Origin of the sequence: Aliikangiella coralliicola (genome assembly GCF_007004725.1) — a bacterium.
Taxonomy (GTDB): domain Bacteria; phylum Pseudomonadota; class Gammaproteobacteria; order Enterobacterales; family Kangiellaceae; genus Aliikangiella; species Aliikangiella coralliicola.
This window is the reverse complement of the sequence record NZ_ML660160.1, coordinates 103757-125546: the sequence shown is the minus strand read 5'-3', so window position 1 is coordinate 125546 and position 21790 is coordinate 103757. Positions and strand designations below refer to the sequence as shown.

General features: G+C 39.2%; 22 protein-coding genes. 6 read left to right on the top strand and 16 right to left on the bottom strand.

Annotation, left to right across the window (positions count from 1 at the left end; genetic code table 11):
* Positions 1-96: 96 nt before the first annotated feature.
* On the bottom strand, positions 97-2184 hold the full coding sequence (locus FLL46_RS00515; protein WP_142891463.1) for a winged helix-turn-helix domain-containing protein: 2088 nt from the start codon (positions 2182-2184) through the stop codon (positions 97-99).
* Positions 2185-2256: 72 nt separating this feature from the next.
* Here FLL46_RS00515 and FLL46_RS00510 point away from each other — a divergent pair, with 72 nt between their 5' ends.
* The 5 genes from FLL46_RS00510 (at position 2257) to FLL46_RS00490 (ending at position 4947) form a co-directional block, all read left to right on the top strand.
* Positions 2257-2529, top strand: coding sequence for a hypothetical protein (locus tag FLL46_RS00510; RefSeq protein WP_142891462.1), 273 nt, complete (start codon positions 2257-2259; stop codon positions 2527-2529).
* 333 nt (positions 2530-2862) lie between these two features.
* Complete coding sequence (locus FLL46_RS00505) at positions 2863-3096, top strand: hypothetical protein (RefSeq protein ID WP_142891461.1); 234 nt, start codon at positions 2863-2865, stop codon at positions 3094-3096.
* A 54-nt stretch (positions 3097-3150) separates the two neighbouring features.
* Positions 3151-3408 carry a hypothetical protein gene (locus tag FLL46_RS00500; RefSeq protein ID WP_142891460.1) on the top strand — a complete coding sequence of 86 codons (258 nt, stop codon included), beginning with the start codon at positions 3151-3153 and terminating at the stop codon, positions 3406-3408.
* 19 nt (positions 3409-3427) lie between these two features.
* Entirely contained in the window at positions 3428-3625 is a 198-nt protein-coding gene (gene csrA / locus FLL46_RS00495; protein ID WP_142891459.1) for a carbon storage regulator CsrA, read from the top strand.
* 152 nt (positions 3626-3777) lie between these two features.
* Entirely contained in the window at positions 3778-4947 is a 1170-nt protein-coding gene (locus FLL46_RS00490; RefSeq protein WP_142891458.1) for a hypothetical protein, read from the top strand.
* 416 nt (positions 4948-5363) lie between these two features.
* Here the strand turns inward: FLL46_RS00490 and FLL46_RS00480 are convergent, their stop codons facing one another.
* The 14 genes from FLL46_RS00480 to FLL46_RS00425 form a co-directional block, all read right to left on the bottom strand.
* On the bottom strand, positions 5364-6530 hold the full coding sequence (locus FLL46_RS00480; protein WP_168203977.1) for a Shedu anti-phage system protein SduA domain-containing protein: 1167 nt from the start codon (positions 6528-6530) through the stop codon (positions 5364-5366).
* 195 nt (positions 6531-6725) lie between these two features.
* Positions 6726-7442 carry a hypothetical protein gene (locus FLL46_RS00475; protein ID WP_142891456.1) on the bottom strand — a complete coding sequence of 239 codons (717 nt, stop codon included), beginning with the start codon at positions 7440-7442 and terminating at the stop codon, positions 6726-6728.
* A 114-nt stretch (positions 7443-7556) separates the two neighbouring features.
* Positions 7557-8228 carry a hypothetical protein gene (locus tag FLL46_RS00470; protein WP_142891455.1) on the bottom strand — a complete coding sequence of 224 codons (672 nt, stop codon included), beginning with the start codon at positions 8226-8228 and terminating at the stop codon, positions 7557-7559.
* 248 nt (positions 8229-8476) lie between these two features.
* Positions 8477-9700 (bottom strand): coiled-coil domain-containing protein, encoded by a 1224-nt coding sequence (locus FLL46_RS00465; protein ID WP_142891454.1) that lies wholly within the window; start codon positions 9698-9700, stop codon positions 8477-8479.
* A 422-nt stretch (positions 9701-10122) separates the two neighbouring features.
* Positions 10123-12480, bottom strand: coding sequence for an AAA family ATPase (locus FLL46_RS00460; RefSeq protein ID WP_142891453.1), 2358 nt, complete (start codon positions 12478-12480; stop codon positions 10123-10125).
* 218 nt (positions 12481-12698) lie between these two features.
* A complete protein-coding gene (locus FLL46_RS26880; protein WP_168203976.1) occupies positions 12699-12854 on the bottom strand; it encodes a hypothetical protein in 156 nt (51 codons plus the stop codon).
* A gap of 124 nt (positions 12855-12978) precedes the next feature.
* On the bottom strand, positions 12979-13284 hold the full coding sequence (locus FLL46_RS00455; protein ID WP_142891452.1) for a hypothetical protein: 306 nt from the start codon (positions 13282-13284) through the stop codon (positions 12979-12981).
* Positions 13271-13822, bottom strand: coding sequence for a DUF6232 family protein (locus FLL46_RS00450; protein WP_142891451.1), 552 nt, complete (start codon positions 13820-13822; stop codon positions 13271-13273). The genes FLL46_RS00455 and FLL46_RS00450 overlap by 14 nt, the downstream gene beginning before the upstream one ends.
* A gap of 68 nt (positions 13823-13890) precedes the next feature.
* Entirely contained in the window at positions 13891-14181 is a 291-nt protein-coding gene (locus FLL46_RS00445) for a hypothetical protein (RefSeq protein ID WP_142891450.1), read from the bottom strand.
* A 104-nt stretch (positions 14182-14285) separates the two neighbouring features.
* Entirely contained in the window at positions 14286-14507 is a 222-nt protein-coding gene (locus FLL46_RS00440; RefSeq protein ID WP_142891449.1) for a hypothetical protein, read from the bottom strand.
* 38 nt (positions 14508-14545) lie between these two features.
* Positions 14546-14713: a hypothetical protein gene (locus FLL46_RS26875; RefSeq protein WP_168203975.1), complete on the bottom strand. Its 168-nt coding sequence runs from the start codon at positions 14711-14713 to the stop codon at positions 14546-14548.
* Between the two features lie 108 nt (positions 14714-14821).
* Positions 14822-16939 (bottom strand): winged helix-turn-helix domain-containing protein, encoded by a 2118-nt coding sequence (locus tag FLL46_RS00435; RefSeq protein ID WP_142891448.1) that lies wholly within the window; start codon positions 16937-16939, stop codon positions 14822-14824.
* A gap of 324 nt (positions 16940-17263) precedes the next feature.
* Positions 17264-18379, bottom strand: coding sequence for a hypothetical protein (locus tag FLL46_RS00430; protein WP_142891447.1), 1116 nt, complete (start codon positions 18377-18379; stop codon positions 17264-17266).
* 248 nt (positions 18380-18627) lie between these two features.
* Positions 18628-18957, bottom strand: coding sequence for a gamma-glutamylcyclotransferase family protein (locus FLL46_RS00425; RefSeq protein WP_142891446.1), 330 nt, complete (start codon positions 18955-18957; stop codon positions 18628-18630).
* 430 nt (positions 18958-19387) lie between these two features.
* Between FLL46_RS00425 and FLL46_RS00420 the strand changes: the two genes are divergently transcribed.
* Positions 19388-20443 (top strand): sensor domain-containing diguanylate cyclase, encoded by a 1056-nt coding sequence (locus tag FLL46_RS00420; RefSeq protein WP_210418556.1) that lies wholly within the window; start codon positions 19388-19390, stop codon positions 20441-20443.
* A 35-nt stretch (positions 20444-20478) separates the two neighbouring features.
* On the opposite strand, the gene FLL46_RS00415 is transcribed toward FLL46_RS00420, so the two are convergent.
* Positions 20479-21786, bottom strand: coding sequence for a sensor histidine kinase (locus tag FLL46_RS00415; protein ID WP_142891445.1), 1308 nt, complete (start codon positions 21784-21786; stop codon positions 20479-20481).
* Positions 21787-21790: the final 4 nt, after the last annotated feature.

Sequence of the window (21790 nt, the reverse complement as noted above, 5' to 3'; positions counted from 1 at the left end):
ATGCTGTTGTTTATAAGCCCCCGAAAGTGCAAGGAAGAACCGACGACTATCACAACCTTGAGTGTATTTGTCATTGATGCCATGACAAAAAGACGGCTACTCAGGATCGTCGCTGTGCTTTAACTTAAACTCAATCAAATTATTTTGTGCAGTTACAGCGTGGACTGACACCATAAAGTCTTGCGCGTAATTCATTGAGAAATGATTGCCTTTAATTTTTTTAATGACTACTTTTTCACCGTTGTTTAAATCAAGTCGGGTCAAGTTTTCGCTCTCAATATAAAATAATGAATGGTCTATCACATCAAAAGTGTTTGAGTGGGTTATGGTAGTTGAAAATGGAGCCTTAATAACTTTTTCTACGCCAGTGTCAGTTTGTCGAAAAAGCCAGTCTTGATCACTAATTTTGCGTAAAAAATAGAGCGTTCCGTCTTGAGTAACTTTAGGTAAAATTCCAGTGGTGACATTCTTAGGTTCGAAATCTTCTTGAACTGATAAGCTCAATATATTCGTTTCTTGCTCAGTTCTCCGTCCAATGAATAAATACTGGCTATCAGGACTAAAAGCAAAACCGGTTGATGTTAGCGGCTGACTATGAAGTGTCTCTCCTTGACGATTTTTAATAAAAAGTGTGTTGCCTAAAAGATAGGCAATTAACTCACCATTAGGCGAGACAGCCATATCTAATACCAAGCTATGTCTAGGAAGTTCTGCAAAGGGCGTCACTTCATTGTCAATCATATGATAAAGATGATGCTTAAGATTTTCTACGAGCGAAAAAACAATGCTGTTATTTTTCCCTTTAACCACAACGCCTTGATGTTCGTCAAACAACGTAGTCAATACCTGTTCGGTCGAGTCGTCATTGAGCTTATGCATGATAACTTCCCTGTCCCTTAGCGGGCCACGGACAAAAATAATGGTATGCTCATCAACTAACACCGGGTATTGCAGTGGCTCGGCCTCTTGAAAGGAGATCGGTACACTTTTTACACTACCATTGGCAATATTAATAACCTCGTAACTATTATCAGATTGAGCTACAAGCTGATCGGCGTTCCTCCATGAAATAGAATAAAGCCAGTGATCATAGGTTCTGATTAACCTGTCAGTTTGTGTTGTAAAATCATAAACTCTGAGTTCGGTTCCCGTACTTGTTGACTGTCGGAAAAAAGCGGCCCGTTGGCTTTCAGGGTGGTAAAAAATACTATAATCACCATAAATTGTGTCTTTGGGTTGAGTAATTTGTGTGTACTCTTTTGTCCAAAGGTTTAGCTTAATAATACCGTAAGGCTGACTTGAGAGACTTGATGATAACAACAAGCTAGAATCAGAATACCATTGAGGTGTACGAATAAGTTGCGAAGGCATACATTGATAGACAATCTTTTTATCGCTGGTTTTTAGCGAGATTGTATCAAAATTCATGGTGATGACTTCGCAAAAGGTTTTATGGTCGGAACGAACCCACACAATCTGCTTACCAGATGGCGAAAAACTGGGTTCGGTATTTTGTGTATGCGGGAGTGTTTCATGGGTCAGCCACTTGTGAGTTTTGGAATGTCGTTTCGTGACTAACAGATCCCAGGTGGTGCTATCTTTAGACTGACGCGAATAGATAATGACTTTACCGTCAGGTGACACTACAGGTCTTTTAGAGCCAGCTTTCCAACTGGTCAGTAATTTAGGCTCAATCGCCTCAAAAGTTTCTGACTTAAATGCGTCTGACACCCCAATGATTAAAAAGCCAGTAAGCAAGCATGATGCTACACTACCTTTAATCAGTAAGCGTAGAGATGGTGCAAGACCATGATAATGTGGAGTCACTGTGGGTTTAAAAATCAAGTAGCCGCGCGTGATTGTCTGAATCTTTTGCGAGTCTTTATCTAAACCTCTGTCACCGAGGTAATCACGCAGTTGGTCAATATGTTTCCCAAAAGTTTTAGGAGCGCACGGTTTATCTCCCCAAATAAGATCAATAATCTCCTGTCTGGATATTTGTTCGCCAGGTCTGCTGATTAATAATTCAAGAATTTCCCTTTCGTACTTGCTCAGAAAAAATTCCGATCCATCAACGACTAGCTTCGCGGTTTTGGGGTAGTAATGGCATCCTTCAAACTCAAAATAATAGATCCTCTTTTTATCAACTTTTTCAATGCCGGGATTTTTCAATAAATTCAGCATATCCGTGCAGCGTACCCCTGTATATAATATTATTTCCTGACTATATAAGACACAGCAAAACGGAGCAACAGTGTGAAACAATCCATTCGATTAATTTTTATTTTTATCTCATTAACAGGTATTCAGTTTTCATGGGCTGAAGAAAAAAATGAGCCTGAGCAAGCTTATCAGCTAGAACAGCCAACATCAGGAGATAATTATTATGCCCCTTGTCGGCCAATCCCTGACTGTGGAGGAAACAGTGACCAAACCAGTTCTCAAGCTGCTCGTTCTGAATGGCTTAAATGGTTAGAGTTATTAAATGGGAACTCGGAAAGCGACAATGAGCCAAAACAAAAACAATAACTAACTAGTGATAAGGGATAAAGTACGAACAGGGAATTAGTCATTGATGTTCACTTCTAGATTGATATCAACAATAAAGATATCAGCATATATTTTTACTCACCTTCATTTTATTTTCTCTAGTTATTTTTTTAAGCGAATTAAAGGCGAAATCGCTATTAATCCCCCTTTATTTAGGCGAATTTAAAGCACCACTCGATATTTATCTCAATTTATTTCGTTTTTCTGATTTCGTCACTTACCATTTCTTTACTTTTTAGCCAATGTGTTTCAAGACGTAATGCCTGAATTTAAGTTCATTTATGTCAGGTTGAAATACCATGGAGAGTAAGCATGAAACGAGAAAGTCAAACCAGCCTCGAACAACTTAAGCAGTTAGAGAAAAAGCTTAACCAATGTCAAAAGGAAATCCGTGAGCTTATTCAGTTAAGACAACCTTTGGCAGTCGTCCAACGGTCGCTTATCAATATCAAACTGAGCGGGCTAAATGACTATGAAAACTACAGGCTGAATACCATTTTAAATTCGATGAGCTACTCTGAGAGAACGAATACACCAGTTAACTAATGTTAAAAACTAAACCAAGGATAAGATAATTTTAGTCACGCAAAGGAACTGTCAATGTTAAACGGTTTACAAAGTTGTTTTTTGAAACGGATGGACAAACCTGGACTTTTTTATATTGGCTTGATGACGGGCATTGTTCTCACCTCGATACTCAATGCTTGGTTTGTCTGGAAGAATGCAGAAAAGCATAAAGAATTTTCAGACAAACTGCTAAAAACCTACATTAATAGCACAATGGAAATCGAAGAATTACGTGCTTATTGCCAAACATGTCGAAGTGTTCCGAAACATAATTATTTAATTAAAAGGTAACTCATAAAAGAGATAGCAAATGTTAGTTTTAACCCGTCAAATCAATGAAAAAATAGTGATTTCTGATAACATAACTGTGACTGTCTTAGCAGTGGATGATCTTAAGGTGAGTCTTGGTATAAAATCACCTAAAAATATTCCTGTTTTTCGAGAGGAAATCTATCAAAAAATAAAGAATGAAAAAAAGTTGCTTGAAAAACATGCTGAGAAAATATGAAAGAGATTTCTTAATGGTTGTTTTATTGCTTATGGAGATTAAGTCAAAATAACTCAAGAAAAGATTTGATCCCCTTGGGGATCTTACTTAACCTCTTTCTGAGAGGATTCTAACTTTAACTAATGGAACAGAAATAAGGATATATGATGAAAATGAAACTATTTATCAGGTTAATATTTGGAATAATTGCCATTCTATTTTTCTCAAGCAGCGTCTTCGCCAAAAATTATTTAAAGTATGCGCGTAATACCAGTGACAGCGTTTTGAGGGGAAACATTATCGCGCAATATACCCGGGTAATGGATCCGACCTCTTGCCAATTTAGCCAAACTCAAGCTCTTGCCTCGCGAGGTGATCAATGTGAGCCGACGATAGAGGTAGTGCCACCTTCCAGTCCAGAAATTCACTACTTTGCGAATGATTCGCTTAATGAGGTTATCAAGTACCGGGCATCTAAAAGTGCTAACGGGCTTCTGATAGTCAGGCAGTCATTAAACGCGAAAGAGAAAGAACTCTCTCGAATTGTAAAAGAAGGACGAGCCAAAGTGGCGCAAAATTTAAGGAATTTTGAGGCGGAGTTTGAGGCTGAGAATGGCGGAAACAAACCTGTTCCCAAGGCCAAAATGGTGATTTCAAATGGTAGTGCTTCGAGTGGCCCGGATTGTACACAGGGAGAAAACAGTGAGTTAATGGACAGTTCATTGGATGCACTTAAAAATGATGTAAACGAATATATTGAAGAGCAAATTCAGGCGGGTAATATACCCGTTTATTCTGAAGGTGATACCGATATTAAAAGTTTGAACCTTGGTGTATCTTTCGGTCGCAGCGGTATCGGCGGCAGCGCGGGCGTGCAACTGATTTTCAATGGCAACCAGTTTACTCAACTTCAAACGAGCGACGGCGGACTAATTTATTACAGTTTTTCGAATGGACAACCTTACCTGAACTTGGAAAGAAGCCTGACACCGCCGAGAGGTGCTTTAAATACGAGAACTCGGTTTAGTAAATATTTTTCACGTAACGGGAATTGGGGGCCTTATAAGAGAGTTGGTGAGAACATCGTCGATGAGAAAGACTCCTGTTTTTTTCAAGAGATGGAAGCGGTAATGCAAATAATCGGTACACCCATTGTTGATAAAAGAGGCACCAATGCTGGATTTGCTGGCCAATGTACCGGGGGAGCATCCCACAATGGTGATATGGTGACCTTTAGTTACTGGACTCAGAGCGCGACCTGGAATAATTCCGTGATAGTAATCAACATGAAAAAAGTGACGGTCACCGTCAATCGAAGTACCTATAGCTCCATGTGTCGTTAGTTGAAACACCACATTGTTTATTTAACTTGAACACACCATCAGTGGAGGCTTGTTGTTTAAGTCTTTACTGTTGGGTCAATGTTAATAGTTAAGAGTCTCCTCAAAGACTGTTCATAACTCTGTGTCAGTTGACAGCTAAAAACCTGACCAAGCCCGAAAAAATGCAGACAAAAAAGCGTTTAATCACTTTTTCAAATTCCAAATGGTCGATGCCATTAGCAGGTTCAGATGATCGCCAATCTCACCTTTTAAGAAGTTTCTTGACAATCGAAGTGGATAGAGTGTTGAAGAGTCGTGTTGACTATCAAGTGATCTGACACCCTTGCTCACGAGGCCTCAACAAATCACCTTAAACACTAAATGCAACGCATAGTAAAAATGCCACGCGTTGCGAATCACTTTTAAACAGTTTACACCTATTGGTAAAATTGTGCTTTGACACCATCTATCAGGTCATCAAATGTAATTATTTCCAGGTCTCTAAAATCAGCCTGAATTTCACGCCATACGTCCGCTTTAAAGTCGTGTCTGCGGCCAACAACTAGATAGCGCTTAGGCTTGTGAACTTTAAATCCATACTTCTCTTCAAACCAACGTCGATTATTTGGGTCATCGAAATATGATACATAAACCCGAGTTTGTGAAATATACGAATTTAGCCATGCTGAAAATGTTTCCCGATTTTCAGAACCTACTACAAAAGACTTGGGGATATCAGGTAACTTAAACTCAACAATATCTGCGTAACCATTTGGCTGTACAACGAAGAAATCAGGTCTGATAACTTTTCTTTCTTCGCTTTGCCAGTGGCATGTAAGTTCAGAGTGTATATCTGTAGCACCGAACTTCATTGACAATATAAATTTATTCTCTTGTTTGCTTATGAAGTTTGTGATCATAACTTCACTGGAACTCTTGTTTCCCCATAATTCAACAAATCTATTTATTTTAGGTAATTGTATGAACTTAAATTCATCAGGAGCGGGATACACATAATGTGCATCATGTTTTATTAAGTTTTTGTACATACTTAAATCAAAGCTAAACGTGTCAACTTCTGCGTCGTCACCATCAAATTCAATAGGAATCAAGTCAAGCCACTTGATTTGTCGGGTTATTAACCCTGACTCATCAGCATCAAAGAAAAAAGCATTAATAACACGAGTAAAACGTCCTTCTATCACAGAAGGTGAGGGAACATTAAAACCCATGATTGAGTTTTGAGCTGAAAAATTCCACTTCAATTCGCGTAATTTATCAATGCCACGATTTGTAGGAAAAATTAGATCTTCAGAAACTTGCGGCAATGGTAGAGGGATAGGTCTAGTTGAATCAAATTTAAAACCAATAATTTTTTCAACTAAATTACACTTTTCTATTGAGTAATCAAAATACTTCATTTCTATATGTGAGCCTGGCTTTAGCTCTGTAATGAATTCAGGACCATCAAACTCCACACCAATGTGAGTGCGTCCTAAATACACAGAAATAGAGGCTGGACTCATCAAGAAACCTGGTACCGTCTTTATTAACTCCGGATTATCTTTGACATAATGGTACATAGGATTTATGTACTCTTTCATGTGCATCTCCATGAAAGTCATTATCAACTGCTTCAAATCAACGCAGTCTTCCTTCGACATTTATTGTTTCCTCGCATAGCTATAACTGTTTGGTAGAACGGACTTTATGTTCGTATATATAAGTTTTACTGATAGTAACCAAAGTCTCTCCAGGCTGCAATGTTCGGCCAAAAGCGGACATTAAAAAAATTCTTACTAAGCATTTCCTACGTACCACCCACTTCTTATCAAAACAGCTAATGAGCAAAGAATACCCAGCAAGTAAAACTCGTAGGTAAATGCACGTAGAATCAAATTTGACTTATCAAGTTCGGGATCATCAATTTCTACCGGCTCCTGAATTTTTAGATTCGTTTCCGTTACGGAGTTCATTACAATATTAAGATTTTTGGCCTTTTCAATGGGGTTACTTAATATGAACTCTTTAGGAAAACCTATTGTAAATAGGATAAGCGCTATAGTAAAAAACCATGAAGCAAAAAAAGTAAACTTTATATTAATTGGAATTTCTATATTATTTAGTGCTGGAATATTCGTTGGATTTAAGTGAGTGATGTAAACTGATATTGGAATTGCCACCAATATAAAATAAGAAATCTTGGCCACTTTTTGATCGGCAAACGATCTTAAATCTTTCCATACTGGTATTTTGAAAATAACAGACCAGATATCACCTTTATCTCTGAACGAAACTATAGTGCTAACTACTACGAAAACTGTCAATGTCACAATGAACCATAATGTCCAATGTATGGTAGAGAATAAGTCGAGAAAGGACTTAATTGAAAGATCAGCAGTTTCTGAAGTCCATGACGTAACTAGAGCCGAAAAAACAGCTACTAAAAACGATACTATCATCCCAAAGAGCGTTTCTCTAAAAAGAGATATGCTGTTTTTCTTGTTCTTACTCATACATTCCTCCCTCAACACATATGGACTTTCATTTAGAACATACCGTAGTCAACTATTAAATTTATACCAACCATAAACGGGCGTTCATGAATTGACTATTCTCTAGATTTTAACCTAATTTTTTTTCAGTTTGGCGATAATAATAAACAAAAGGGCAATAGAATTTAAAATGACTAGCATCAAAAGTGGAAACCATGTGTTATTGTATTGATGAACCCAATTACCTATTCCTTCTCTACTATTAAAACTCCCATTTTCATATACCGGTATCGCAGCTCCGTAATGATTCCATAACAAAGATAAAATGATAACATTCAATGCAAACCAAATATATTTAAGCATTTCCCTTTTATCTATCATACGTGGTTCACTATACCGTTCCGACTGGTGTGTTAGAACAAGATATGCTAAATAAAATATTCCGAAGAATGAAAGATACCAAATAAAAGCATAAGTAAATACACCTGAAAAAATAATTGGAAATCGTATAAAGTCGTATAACCCGCTAAGACGGTGAGAACGTACATCACTTTCTGATAAGTGAAAGCTATGAGAGTCAATATATATTAGATAAAACAAAAATATCCAAGCTATAACAAAAACATAAAAATAAATGAGTGACTTGAATATAATCTTAGTGGTATGTGGGAACCAACTTAGAAAGCGATGTCCTAATGATATGTAAGTTTCTTTATCAATAACTGAAATGACTAATGCTACAGCCACTTCAACCAATATGGCATAGAATGGCGCTACTAGTATATCTATCAAATATGTTATATCCATGTATATCCCCACGTACCTTTAATAGATTCTCTATTATTTCATTTACTTTTCTATTGTGCCTTTCAAATCAAGGGCAAAACACTCGCAAAGAAAAATTCCAACGTCCACTTTCATATTTCAACCTGTCATCTTCAGTATATAAAACTTCGGCCAGAAGCAGACATTACGCCGTACTCTAGAGCAAGGCAAAACGCAACGTAGTCTCGTCCATAGCAGCACCTTGTTAGCACCTGAACGAATTAGCATGACTAGCGGTGCCTCTCTTTTTTCTCTCGGTATGATTTTATATGGGCAAGTACGTCCTTTGATGCCACAGGATCCCATCTGGTAGCAACGTACTCAATATTACTAATAGCACTTTCGGAAAAAGCTAGAAGATTTTTGTCTTTATTGAGTTTCGTAATCTTTAGTTGAAGGTCTGCAACATCTTTATTTAATGACGTTATGGTACCTTGTAGGTCTGATACCCTTCCTTCCATACCGATTCGCGCTTTCACTTGAGAATCAAGAGAGCCCTTTGTAAGCTCTAATTCTCTTTTGAAGATTTCATTCTGTGTTCGTAATTCAGATACAGTTTTCTTTTCTCCATTAAGCGAGTTAACCAAGTCCTTTGCTGTCGCTACTAGACCAGTGTTCGCCTGCTTTAGTTGTTCTTCTAACTCACTAATTCTAGCTAATTGTGTATTAACCTGTACAAGCTGTGTTTCAGTAGTGTTTCTCAGCTTAACATTTTGTTCTTCAGATATTCGTAATTCATCTTGGGCTTTTTTTAGTTTTCGATCCCTCGTCTCAATATCTAAATCTATAGTCTTTATTCTGGCCTCAAGTGCAGCACTATTTTCTTTGGTTGTTTTCAAAACTTGCTCGTACGTACTAATTTGGTCGTTCAGAGTCATTATTTTCCACTGACTATATCCCGTGGCCAGCGCAAGTACCGATAACGCTGCCGTTAGAAAATACTTCGGGGTTAAGAATCCAGCGATTAGCAACTTTAGTCCGTTGGACTTCTTAAAACTACTGTATTCTCTTTCGACATCCTCATTTTCTGGCTTATTTCTTCTGGGTTCATTTACTGTATTTTTTCCTATGGATTCATCAATTATTTTAGGCTCATTTTGATACCAAGACTTCGGAGTCCATGGTCTGTTCAGGAAAGCTCCTACCGACAAGGAAACAGATTGTAGAATACTACTAAATACACGAGCCTGATTATGTAGCAGTATTTCTTTTTCTCGTTCATGTGTCGCATATAGAATAATCCTAAACAACTCCCTCCTTTGAGGACTCTTCTCAAACTCCTCTTTCTTTAGGAATGGTGGCTTTACAGGTGTGGCATCAATGCGACTCCATATATCTGACTCATAGTCGGAGTCTTGCAAGTCTTCTGGAACTGTATTTTTAGGATCAATTTGGTTCTTTAGATCAGATGACGGTGGGACTGTCTGATTTTTTCGCGTTATTTCTTTTGCCATTGAAATTCTCTAATCTTTTAGTTGAAATAAATATACTTATTAGATCTAATTGAGACATCGATGTATTCGCTGGCAGCTATAACTTATTAAATGCAGTAAATCTTATTAATAACATGACCACCGCACCAGTTAAATGAGATATACCGTTAAAATCATTATCTTACAGCAACTCTTAAAATTCTCACGTGCTATTATATGAGTCTAGCCGTATAGAATGCCTAAGTGCATTCAGTGATAACGGCTTAATTTTAATAAGTTAGAAAGTGTCTCTTTTCTCTTGAATAACATTTCTTTAATGTGAGATGAATATATTATAGGTCTGCTTTAAGATATTTACCTGTCATCTTCAGCATTCGTCGTTTGGCCATAAGCGGACATTCATTTTCTATCGAATCCCAGCCTATTACTTCCCGTCTAAGAGCTCAGGCTGTTAGTTCGTTATACACTACATCAAGTATCTGACTAGCTATAGATCTTGTGTTCTCTAGCGCACCTTGTCCTATTTCATGCATTGGAGTATTCAGTGAATCTCGCAAAGCATTTAGCTGCGCAGCAAGAGAATTTGAAATAATTCCGTTATTGCATAATGTATTGATACAAACAGATAGGTCTTCCTTGCTAACACCAAGTTCTGTGAGCTGCTTCTTATACCTACCTCGTATTTCCACCTCAAAGAATGGTCGTAATTCGGTAATGATGTTGTCGTTAACCTCTCGATCTACAAATGCCTTAATCCGATCAAAGGCTGCATCATGTTCGGTCGCTGTCATTGTATCGTTATCAACAGCACTAATATCAATACCATTCGCCGTACGCACGAGCCTTACAGACTTAGCTGCCTGCCGAAACTTCTTAACGGCCTTCGATGCCATTCCTTTGTAGTGAGTCGTTATGATAAGCTGCTTAACCTCACGCTGTAACTCGTCAAGCTTATTGAGAATCAGGGTAATTCTTTCATTATCAAAACTTGTGACCGGATCATCAAACACTAAAATTGCCTTAGACTTCTCTTCTGGCGATAGGGAAATAACCTTCGCCAAGAAAATACACAACGCCAAAGCCCTTCTATCTGATTCACTGAATACAAAGTTAACCTTATCCACAGGAATAGGTTGACCTTTAAACTTCACCCGTACCTCATAGACTACCTGCTTTCCACGATTATTCGCTACCTTATCAATCTCAAAATCATTACTGCCAAGCGCAGTAAACAATCTGTTCACCGAATCAAAATAATTTTCTAAATAAGCACTCTGGGATTGTTCAAGCTGTTCTTTTCTCTGATTGTAGGTCGCTTCGGCTGTCAATACTTGGAGACTTTTTTCTCTGTACTGATTGCATAGCGGCTCTAAATCAATACGTTTGATAAGTCCCATAGTCGCATTGTAACTCTGCGTTAACTGCGACATTTCATTACGTAGCTGCGAAGCTTCAATAGAAGCTTTAAATTGAGTTAATAACCCATTAATTTGTTCACATACCTGCCAGTAACTATAAATGGTTTGATTGTACACCTCCACTGTTCCTAGAAGAGCAGAAAAATCTATTACCTGTATAGGTTCATACGGCACGCTGTACTTCTGATTTAAAATTGGCAACCAAAAGTTCGTGGCCGCCTGTCTGTTACTTTCTAATGAATCGTAAGCTGATAACACCGCCTGAAATTGCTGGTCTAGTGATGTGATAAAATTGGGCAAAGCAGAATTGGCAGAAATTTCGGGTTCAATGTAAAGAGCTATCGAATCTTTATTAGCTTGATGTAGATGGCCTATATGTTCTTTCATATCAGTAAGTAAAAACGGCTGACGTAGTTGGTCAAGTACCTGTTTGACCCCGTTATTGAAGTTGTCAAACTCAGTATTGAATGCCTGCTGATAGGTGGCAATTAGCCCCTTTTCTCCCTCACCAAGCCCCTGCCCACAAAACGGGCAAGACTCACCTTTAACAAAGCCAAGCCCCTGCGCTGCCCAGCCTTTAAACGCTCCCGAATTATTTACATGGTGAGATATATGAGCTTCAAGAACAGAAAGCGCACCTTGATGCACGTTTTGAAGATTTGCCGCAAGTGTTGAGTTTATTCTATTGATCGCTGGATTGTAATCGACCTGCTGGGCAATAGAAACGAGAACTCGCCTTGCCCTTATAGCATCAGCATTTTGTATGGTAGTGGCAATCTGCTGCTCTCTCAGCTTTTGTTCTGAGGCTTGCATCTCCAGCTCTTGCTTTAACTGCGTAGGCATTGCCGAGTTTGCGTACTCTTGCGCATTGGCTATCCCGTGTGTCCCTATCTGTCGCTCTAGATTCGTTAGGTGACTGCGCTCTGCGCGTACTGATTCATTAAGATCAGCCAATTGCTTATATAGCGCAGTATTGGCCTCTCCCAGAATAAAGCCCGTTACATTCTCTGAGTTTTGTCGCTCTTGTTTTTGACCAGTGATAACATTTCGGTGAATAAAACTGTGGTCAAACACGTAAAGCTTAGAGCAATCGGGCGCCGCCACTTGCCAAGCTCTATTTTCAAAGCGCGCTACATGATTACCTGCGCTTGCCTCAAATTGTAACTCGACTTTAGGCGGTTTAGTTGCATCACCAGGGATCGATTTTCGATTTAAAATTAACTCAGGGTTATTGGATTCTAGAGAATGAAGAACATCACAAAGTGTACTTTTTCCATTTCGATTTTCCCCATAAACGACATTTACTTTTGCCAGCTCAAACGAACTACCACGAGTCTGACCAAAACTTCCTATTCCCTGTACTAGTTTTATTCTCTTTAGCATTTACCATTCCCAGTGGATTTCTTTTAACGACAGGGATTTAAACAAATAATTTAATTACTATGAGTTCCAAATTAAACTCAGCAGAAAATAATTTTATCAATGTCCGCTTTGGGTCGGAAACAGAAACTTCCCCATAGTCAACGATGACACTAAACATTCCCAAACTCGTTCTTTTTTAATTAAAAAAACTCCATACTGAGATAATTTACAATCACCACCTACCCAATCTTCAAATACTTAACCCCAGGCCCACTCCCACAAGTTTCACAAGGCGGCAAACGATCACCATCATTCTCCAAAGTAATCAAAATCCGAGCACAACTAGTACACTGATAAATACCTTTTCCGGGCTTTTGTCCAATATCATAAATCATACAAACCTCTCCCAAAAAATGGTCTAAGCAACAAATTCCATTCGTCTAATACCCATCTAAAAATCCTCAACTTCTTAAATGGAAAATGAAGCTTAAACCCAAAACACCGAATTTGATTATTCTTTCAAACCAGCAGTTGCGCTAGATTTGAAATAAAGGGCGACAAAACAGTTACATGATCAGATGCAATGCTCATAAAATTTTTATAGTGCGTTGCGAAAGTCGGTGTACCAACCGAACCTTTCATTTGTTCAATCGCCACCTCAAGTGATTTTCTAGTATTCTCGTCATCAATTTCTGCAAGCGCATTTTGTAAATCATCGAATATTTTCATATCACTATTTTGCACATTGACACTGACAGTACTATTACTTACCGAACCACCAACGATAACTGAGTTTTTAGAATCGCCGACTTTAATATCCGTCATTTTTTTTACTCTCCACCAAACTATCGACAACATCCCCACCGACAATGTTTGAACCGGTCACACTTTCAATATTGATAGATTTATTATCAAAATTCATAACAACTGCTTCAGAAGTTTCTTTCGTATCAGAGATCGCCTCAACAAGCGTACGAGCCATCTTTTTGACAAACCCCTTATCCCGTGCCGAAAAAAACATAATTCTCCCAGAAGCTCTTTCAACGCCGAGTGCATATTTTGAAATAGGTGTGCTCGGTTTGTGTTTTACATACCCAACAATCGCAGCAACAACGAGAATTAACCCTACAAGGAGAAAAATTCCTCCTTTTCCTGACAGCGAAAGAAAAACCAACAGACCACCGATAATGCCTAAGATTTTTACCCAACCTGGAACACTGTGTTGTATCACATAACTTTGATCAGCTACCCACACTGAACATATGTTGCTAATTTGAATTACCGAGTTTTGATATATCAACGCATTTTTATAAATAACTAGTTTGCCAACTTTCAGAACATCTTCTTTATCTTTATCAATCAAAACCTAACTCCCTTTACCCTTAAAATGTATAAACCCAAAAATGATGCTAATAAAAACAACAATATTGATTATTTTGAAGACTTAGTCCCCCGACGAAACTCCCCTATCATCTCCTTAGTCACATCCGAAGCAAAACAAAGCGGAGACGCCCCACCCGGTTTACTCCAAGCGCTCCTTTTTCCACAACGCCTTCCCGCTCTATCCCGATTGTAAGGACAAGGGCAATTACCCGAATAATTTCGGATCGATTGCTTAATTAAAATGTTCGTGACTTCCTTATCAGATAACGGCTCCTTTGCATCAACTTGAATGATTAAAACAACAACACCCAAAGCAGCAAGAACAAACCATTTCTTCATAACGGAGTTCCCATCAATATCCAATGCCGCTCGCTAAACAACCACCGGCTTTCACTTAATTACAATCTCACTTTCACCAAACTAACCCACCAAACCAGTCCAAACTAACGCGTATGACATTGCGGAGAGCAAAATTTACAACCATCAATCACATGGCCGGGAAACTTCTGCTTCGCCGCACTCACGGCCTCGATACAATTTTGAAATGAACCCAGCGGAATTCGAAACTCAATATTTGGCAAATGCTCACACTCATACAAACTATGTACTTCATGCTCACCACCATTTTGAGGTCGCTTATTCAATAAATAAGGTTTAGACGGCATATCCAATTTCCAAAAGAATGACTGAATGACTCAAAAACTTACCCTCCCTGAGTTTCATATGCCTCAATTTCACACTCAGGAAAAGGCTCGCACGAAGTGTTATAAACTTTTTTTAAGGGAGCCGCTTCTGTAGTCACCGAAGAAGGTTCTTCGATAAAAGCCGACATAAAAGCGATGAAAACTGTTAACAACTTAATATAACTCATGATCACACCCGCCTTATCGCATTTGCTAATGACAGATGTAAGCTATTGAAATTTATCTATTAAGTTTTGAAAAAGTGTTGAAGAAGTTATGAAAATTTGTTGATCACGCTAAATTTCTATCAATTCTATGTTGCCCCGAGAGCGAGTAGTCAAAATGACCGCCGTTTCACTACCCGATACCGTCAACCAACCAGAATAAGGTTTATCACTCACTTGTAATGAAACAGATTCTTGATGCGGCAATCGTTTTAGAAAAGAAGGACCATCTGCAGGCTTATCTACCCAGATGATTTGATGATTAGAAATAGCCCAGTGATTGGTTTGTGCAGTCTGATTACTCGTGCTAATTTCCAGCAGCTCCTGTGTTTGCTGATTTAACCGAATAAAACGATGACTCCCCTGAAACCAGGCAAAAAGCCAGAGACCATCGGGAGACTCCTTAACCAGGTTGGCATCAGGAAACCGAGAATAACGCGTTGTAATGCCTTCTGCGACATCCAACAGTTTCATCACCGACTCATGGGCATAAGTGTCCAGAATATATGCCGACTCACCATCGTGTTGCCAGGCAAAATTAGTAAAACGATGTTCAGATTCAGAACTCCAGACAATTTCATTCTCACGGATATTGTAAATAAACCATCGCCCTTCGAAAGTTCCGCCTAACTTTTCACCGTCTGCACTAAAATCCAGCGAGGTGAAGCGGCCATTACTCTGAATAGCGGTAATAACATTTTCTACCTCGTCACCCACTTTTAGCCAGAGCTGATAAAGACCACTGCGGTTTGATACCCAGGCCAATCGGTTTTTATTCGGCGAATAGACCACTAACGTATCTGAAAAAGAACTGTCTAATAACGTTTTCTCGTCTTGACTCTCAAAATCTCGATAGACAATATCATGGTCAACCAAACTACCACCTATTAATCCGATTCTCTCATTCGAACCATCGAGCGCAAAGGGCGCGTAGATTGGCCCCCGAGCTTGCTTAATGACGTTATTTTGTCTGCTATTCATATCCAGAGAAACCACCTGATTCAATTTGTTCTTATAGATCAACGAATCACCCGACCATGACCAGTTAACCGTAAACAAAGTGTTATTAACCTTCTCAAGCAAAATATCGTTTCGCTTTTCTAAATCAAAGATTCGAATTTCGGTGACATACTTCTGCGTGTTGCGCAAAAACGCTAACTTTGATCGATCCGGCGAAAGACTCATAAAATAATCGCCGTGGCCAGTTGTTGGCGGTGCAGTTATTTGCTCTGTTCGACCGGTTACCGTTGAAAAAACAAATAATGAATAGGGTGCATCAACAGCCGGTCCGTTTGAAAAAATATACTGATCAGCATGGTGACCTTCTACAATTCTCGCTCCTTCGGCGTTGGCGCTACAGGAATACAAAGTTCGAATCTTAGTCAATTGAATCGTCGCATTATCAAAATGCCCTTCCATTAATTCACACTTTCCCGAGCTCAAACGAGTAAACAAAATTCGTTGGCCATCTCTGGTCATCTGGCCGTGCTTATAACTGTAATCTGCGCCAGATAAGAGCTCTTCACTACGACCAGTCTGCATATTCTTAATCCGCAACGCCCAACCACGGGATTGGTATCGATGACTAAAGAGTAGCCACTGACCATCATGTGACAAGCTGGGAAAATACTCCTGCCCTTTAGAAGCAGTTAAGGGAGTTTGTGTGAGCAACGGATCAGCGGCTGAATTAACCTCAGATTCCTTACTCATTTGAAACCAGACTATTCCCACAATTACGACAAACAACACGGCCAAAACGCTATTCCACTGAAATTGCTGCGGCGATACTTCCGGCGAGTCCACGACAGACGTAGCCGAAACAGGTTCATCCAGGACAGGCGCATCATATTCAGAGACCTCTAACGTCAATCGATAGCCTACTTTTAACCGATTCTTAAAAATGCTTTTATCTTTATCGTCAAAAGCATCTCGCAACTGCTTAATATTTTGCGCAACCGTGCTGGTACCAACTGAAACATTGTCATAGACACGCTCAATCAGTATTTCATTGGAAAAATATTTATCAGGCTCTTCGAGAAAAACCAAGAGAGTTTTAAGAGCTTTTTCTTTAAGTTGGCACTTTTGCCCAGATTCTCTGTTGGTGACGTTCGCAGCATTGACATCGACGATAAAGTCGCCGACCTGGTAACGATTTGGATACTGCTGCGGTTTCGCTTGTGTGTCGTCCATACTCTGCTTTTAAGTTATTTTTATTGTTCGTTTGCGCTATTGCGCTTTTTGTTATTTGATTTGGAATCTATTCAGAGTATTCAACTCTCAAACCATACATCAACAATATTTCACGAAAAGGCAAAAAATAAAAGGATAATTTTAGTTTAAAGGTGTTTTAGCAAATAAAATGAATTGGCGAAAAGCAAAATCATCTCAAATAAAGATGCAGCGAAATTTGTTAGTATAAAAAGGCCGACACAGATTAGATGTCGGCCTTAATCTAGCGCGATCCTTTTAGCCGATTTAATCGGAAATAAGGTCGCTTCTAATGAATGTAATAACTTACTCGTAGTATTTCACACCATTGTAAAAAGGGTTGATCCAAGGCTCAATCGTCCCTTTCCAGGCAGAAAAGTAGAAAGTAAAGTCAGTATTGTGCCGGTAAAATTGCAGGCGTTGCGCGTAATATTCATTATTAGCATCATTACCATCGATCAATTCCATGACAGCACCAAGGCGAGTGTTTCCAGCAGGTACACCATTAATCGATTGAGTATTCAGTCTATCCGCGATAATTCTAAAACAATTAGAACAAGGCTTAGCATTCGCATAACCAGGCTGCATTAAAATTCGGTCAAAGATGGTTCCATTAATATTTTGCCACTTTAAAGTCTGACTTAACTTCTTATAAGGTGTTGTATCACCTCCACCGTGGTAGTTATCTCCTTCAACCGCGTAATGAGGTGCCCAGATAAGCTCTTTTCCAGGATGAATGTTGTTGAGTTTTGAACGAACGTCGCGGAAATACTTGAAATCCCCATCATAGCCTTCGTTGTTCACACAAAATCCCGAGGTATTGAGTTGTACACAACCGTCAAAGGTTTCTTCAACAATATAAAATCCTTTCACGCTATTATCCCAAAACGCACTATTACCACCAGTGACCGCGTCAACATTCGCTTTAAGGTCAACCATAAAGTCTCGAACCGGCGCGTCGCTGTAATATCGATAATAAGGGTTGGTCCAGTGGTTTCGATACCTCGGCATCGAAATATAAACTGACGAACTAGTACCTCGGCTTTCGTAAATAGACTGGACAGTCTTGCGAATATCTTTAATGTACAAAGAGTAATTATAGTAAGTGTTATTAGGCTGCCAAGGGTTATAGGCGTTGTACTTGTAATTGGCATACTCATACGAGTTAGCATGTCCACCAGTCGGCATGATAATAAAGCCGTTAGTGCTGTCGGAAAAACGATCAATATCAGTTTTAGACCATTTTACCCAATTGTATCCATCAACAGCGCCAGGATCGGCGGAAGCCACATTCGTTGGGCCAACATATAGAATTGCAGATTTGAGTGGATCGGAATATGCATTTAAGGAACTCAGCATTAAAGTGCCAAGCATGACCAGTTTTTTTAATATCAGCTTTTTAAACATCAGCTTTTCTAACATCAGTATTGCCTCTTCATTATTAGACAGTTGCTTGAACCGGTCACGATACATGACACAAAAAACAGGCAGTATTAATATCAGGACAAAAAGTGTGAATCATGGGACCTGATTAAAAGAAAATTTAAAAACGCCCAATAAAAATAAAGAAAAGTTAAGTGACTTCGAATCAGTTTTAGAAATCACCACCGCATTCAGTTTAATGCCGGCAGTTCAATAACAATAATATTAAAGAATGATTTGAGAAAAGATTATTGGTCTTTTAGCGCATAAACAAATGCCAAAGTTGTTCTCTTGTCAGCAAGTTCGACTTCCACTAAAACACGCTCGTATTCTTCTCCTTCAAACTCATCAAGTCTTTTCCAATGTTCGCTTAATTGTGTCGAACTGAAAACAAAACCAGAAATTTTGTCCCCGGTTTCATCTGGCACCATAGCGGGATAACCTTGCACAGCTCCCCAACCTTGCGGATAAAGTTTACCTCTGACAAATCCACTTTGCCAGGTGCCCACCAACTTTTGGAGGATATGTTCGTTGGGCTCGCCGGGCGCCAAAGTTCCATAAACAAAAAGTCGCTCCATTATTTTTTCTCCTTACCCAAGTCCCGCAATTATCCTCGCGAGCGAATGAGTGATTATGTAAAAACTGAGGCTAAAGTTCAAAAAACAATCAACCTGACATCCAATATAGTCAATTACCGACTAACTCAATCGTCAATATCTCACAAAAAGAACCGAATAAGTCTGTTTAATTTTCAGTGCAATTCAACGATGATGTGCACCTTGTTGGTCGATTAATAGATTGAATCAAAAACGATACTTCGTGAGCTGATGGCTAAGCCAAGGTCACTGCACCTGATCACACACTATCGTAAAGTTAAAAAAGTTTAGAACAAATTTTAAAAACTGAGATTTCGTATCATCAACTATCAGTCGTTAAGCTATAATTAGCCAGTAAAAGACAATCTCCCTTTGGCTTTTACAATTTTGACCGAACCGTCAGGAGCAATCGGTGAGCAAACCTCCTTATCATGATAATAAAAATGAGTCGAACAGCGCGAATAGCAATGTTCATGACATTCAAAAAAATGACCAAAACGATAATCACTTCAATCATTATAGCCCTGACAAGTGGTTACTCGACAACCCACATGATTTGATTTCACTTAAAAAATGGCAACGCACCGTTAATTTACTGGCAAAACTTTTTGATGCCCCGGCTGGTTTCCTGGTCCAATATACCCCCGACGGTTTTCAGGTCACCATTGCCAGTGAGCAGGAAGAAAATCCTTACTCTGCCGGTGCTATCATTGAACCAGATGCGAATATTTTTTGTCGGCGTATCGTCGAAACGGAACAATCGCTTTATGTTCGAAATGCACCGGTTGAACCTTGTTGGGACACTAATCCGGAAGTCCATAATGACGGTTTTGTTTCTTATTTGGGCGTTCCAGTGTTTTGGCCGAACTCTCAACCATTCGGTACATTTTGCGTCATGGACTATCGTGAAACTGACTATGACGAAACCTATTTTGAACTCATTAATCAACTCAAAGACATTTTAGAATCTGATCTTCATTTACTAGAAATGTACGAACAGGTCCAAAAGCTGGCGACGACCGATCCGCTCACTGAAATTAATAACAGACGCGGGTTCACAGCATTAACAAAGCAACGTATTCGACTGGCCAGACGAATGAAAACATCGTTAGGGTTATTCTATCTGGATATTGATCAGTTCAAAGTTATTAATGACGAACATGGCCATGTTACCGGCGACAAAGTTCTGAAAGTGGTGGCCGATGCGCTGAGAAATAGCATTCGAAACTCTGATGTAATTGGCCGTATTGGAGGCGACGAGTTTCTAGCGCTAGTGACCATTAGCAATGAAGGCGATGAAGAGAAAATTTTACAGCGCTTTACCCAATCATTGTCCCAACTTCAAGATACGGCGCGCCTGCCTGGCTTTACCGTCTCTGCTGGTTACGCTGCAGTTGATATCGAAATGAGCATAGAGGACATTATCGAAATTGCAGATAGAGCGATGCTCGCCAAGAAAAAAAGATAAATACCCAAAGTGTTTTTATCACTTACGTGTGCTGTTCAAGATGAAGAAAACCTGGGCAAAGTAATCGAAAATTTTGCACCTGATAGCTCAGGCGATTTATCAATTTGAATTGTTCCCTGGTGCCAGTCTAGTATGCGTTTAACAATCGCCAGCCCCATCCCATAACCTTTTTGGATTTTATGCTCTTTACCACGAACAAATGGCTTGAGAATATTCTCATAATGTTCAGGGCTGATACCATCACCGTTATCACTAATACAAACTTGCACATAGTCCGCTTCATCATAAAGCTGAATCAATACTCGCCCTCCCCCATAGTGAATAGCATTCTGGAGCAAGTTATTCACCATTATCATTAAATAAGCACTGTCGCCTTTGACCAGATATGCTTTTCCGGTTTTAACCATTTCAAGTTCCACCGAATCTGTAGTTTGACTTGCAATACATTTTTCAATGAGTTGTGATAACTCCACCTGATCTTTTTTAACTTCCAGCATTGCTTGATCAAGTCGGGCATAACTTAACAAGGTTTCAACAAGGGAAGTCATCTCATCAACATTGTCGCTAATTTTTTGTTCGAATCGGCGCCGCGTTTCTGGTTCCTCTTCTTCCTGTAGAGTATCAATACCAAATCGGATTTTTGCTAATGGCGTTCTCAGGTCGTGTGACACGGCATTACTCAACAACTTAACATCAGCAACCAAGTTTTCGATGCGTTGTGCCATATGGTTAAATTCAACTTCAATATCACGAATGTAAGAAATACGTCCCAGAGAAATTCGGTGATTGAGTTCACCGTCTCCGAATAATTTTGCACTTTTCCTTAACGCTAATAACTGTCGAACCAGCGGAAATGACCAGAGCAAAAATAACAAAATTAGCGCTGCATAAAATAAAATCGTAAAAACATAATTTTGTTTTATGACTGCTTGTTTTGCATCAAGTAGAGGAGATTTTAGTACCAACAATTCCTGACTGTTAGCAAGGTAAAAATGAAAGGCTAAATGACTTTTTGTTTCTAACAACAAAGGCTCGCCTGATTTGAGTTTATCCAATAACGCCTGAGGCATTGGAAAGTCTGTCAGACTTTCTAACGAGAGTGTGAATTGACTATTAGTCGGCCAGGACTCTAAAAACGCAGTTCGATCTTCAATTCGACTTAGCGTTGTCGCTAAACCAATGCCGATATTCTGCAACGAACTCACGACATCAGTGGATTTAACATCGGCAGTATTATCTGCACTCATTTCAATATATTGTTCATAAGCGCGGTCGAACAACCACCCCAATCCGAAGGTTGCGACAATCACTACAAGCAGTAAAGAAAAAGTTAAAGTGCGCATTGAA

What these genes read in the sequence shown, in the direction of transcription:
- FLL46_RS00515 (WP_142891463.1), bottom strand. Translation starts at nt 2,184, where the DNA reads ATGCTGAATTTATTGAAAAATCCCGGCATTGAAAAAGTTGATAAAAAG.
- FLL46_RS00505 (WP_142891461.1), top strand. Translation starts at nt 2,863, where the DNA reads ATGAAACGAGAAAGTCAAACCAGCCTCGAACAACTTAAGCAGTTAGAG.
- FLL46_RS00500 (WP_142891460.1), top strand. Translation starts at nt 3,151, where the DNA reads ATGTTAAACGGTTTACAAAGTTGTTTTTTGAAACGGATGGACAAACCT.
- csrA (WP_142891459.1), top strand. Translation starts at nt 3,428, where the DNA reads ATGTTAGTTTTAACCCGTCAAATCAATGAAAAAATAGTGATTTCTGAT.
- FLL46_RS00490 (WP_142891458.1), top strand. Translation starts at nt 3,778, where the DNA reads ATGAAACTATTTATCAGGTTAATATTTGGAATAATTGCCATTCTATTT.
- FLL46_RS00480 (WP_168203977.1), bottom strand. Translation starts at nt 6,530, where the DNA reads ATGAAAGAGTACATAAATCCTATGTACCATTATGTCAAAGATAATCCG.
- FLL46_RS00475 (WP_142891456.1), bottom strand. Translation starts at nt 7,442, where the DNA reads ATGAGTAAGAACAAGAAAAACAGCATATCTCTTTTTAGAGAAACGCTC.
- FLL46_RS00470 (WP_142891455.1), bottom strand. Translation starts at nt 8,228, where the DNA reads ATGGATATAACATATTTGATAGATATACTAGTAGCGCCATTCTATGCC.
- FLL46_RS00465 (WP_142891454.1), bottom strand. Translation starts at nt 9,700, where the DNA reads ATGGCAAAAGAAATAACGCGAAAAAATCAGACAGTCCCACCGTCATCT.
- FLL46_RS00460 (WP_142891453.1), bottom strand. Translation starts at nt 12,480, where the DNA reads ATGCTAAAGAGAATAAAACTAGTACAGGGAATAGGAAGTTTTGGTCAG.
- FLL46_RS26880 (WP_168203976.1), bottom strand. Translation starts at nt 12,854, where the DNA reads ATGATTTATGATATTGGACAAAAGCCCGGAAAAGGTATTTATCAGTGT.
- FLL46_RS00455 (WP_142891452.1), bottom strand. Translation starts at nt 13,284, where the DNA reads ATGACGGATATTAAAGTCGGCGATTCTAAAAACTCAGTTATCGTTGGT.
- FLL46_RS00445 (WP_142891450.1), bottom strand. Translation starts at nt 14,181, where the DNA reads ATGAAGAAATGGTTTGTTCTTGCTGCTTTGGGTGTTGTTGTTTTAATC.
- FLL46_RS00440 (WP_142891449.1), bottom strand. Translation starts at nt 14,507, where the DNA reads ATGCCGTCTAAACCTTATTTATTGAATAAGCGACCTCAAAATGGTGGT.
- FLL46_RS26875 (WP_168203975.1), bottom strand. Translation starts at nt 14,713, where the DNA reads ATGAGTTATATTAAGTTGTTAACAGTTTTCATCGCTTTTATGTCGGCT.
- FLL46_RS00435 (WP_142891448.1), bottom strand. Translation starts at nt 16,939, where the DNA reads ATGGACGACACACAAGCGAAACCGCAGCAGTATCCAAATCGTTACCAG.
- FLL46_RS00430 (WP_142891447.1), bottom strand. Translation starts at nt 18,379, where the DNA reads ATGTTAGAAAAGCTGATGTTTAAAAAGCTGATATTAAAAAAACTGGTC.
- FLL46_RS00425 (WP_142891446.1), bottom strand. Translation starts at nt 18,957, where the DNA reads ATGGAGCGACTTTTTGTTTATGGAACTTTGGCGCCCGGCGAGCCCAAC.
- FLL46_RS00415 (WP_142891445.1), bottom strand. Translation starts at nt 21,786, where the DNA reads ATGCGCACTTTAACTTTTTCTTTACTGCTTGTAGTGATTGTCGCAACC.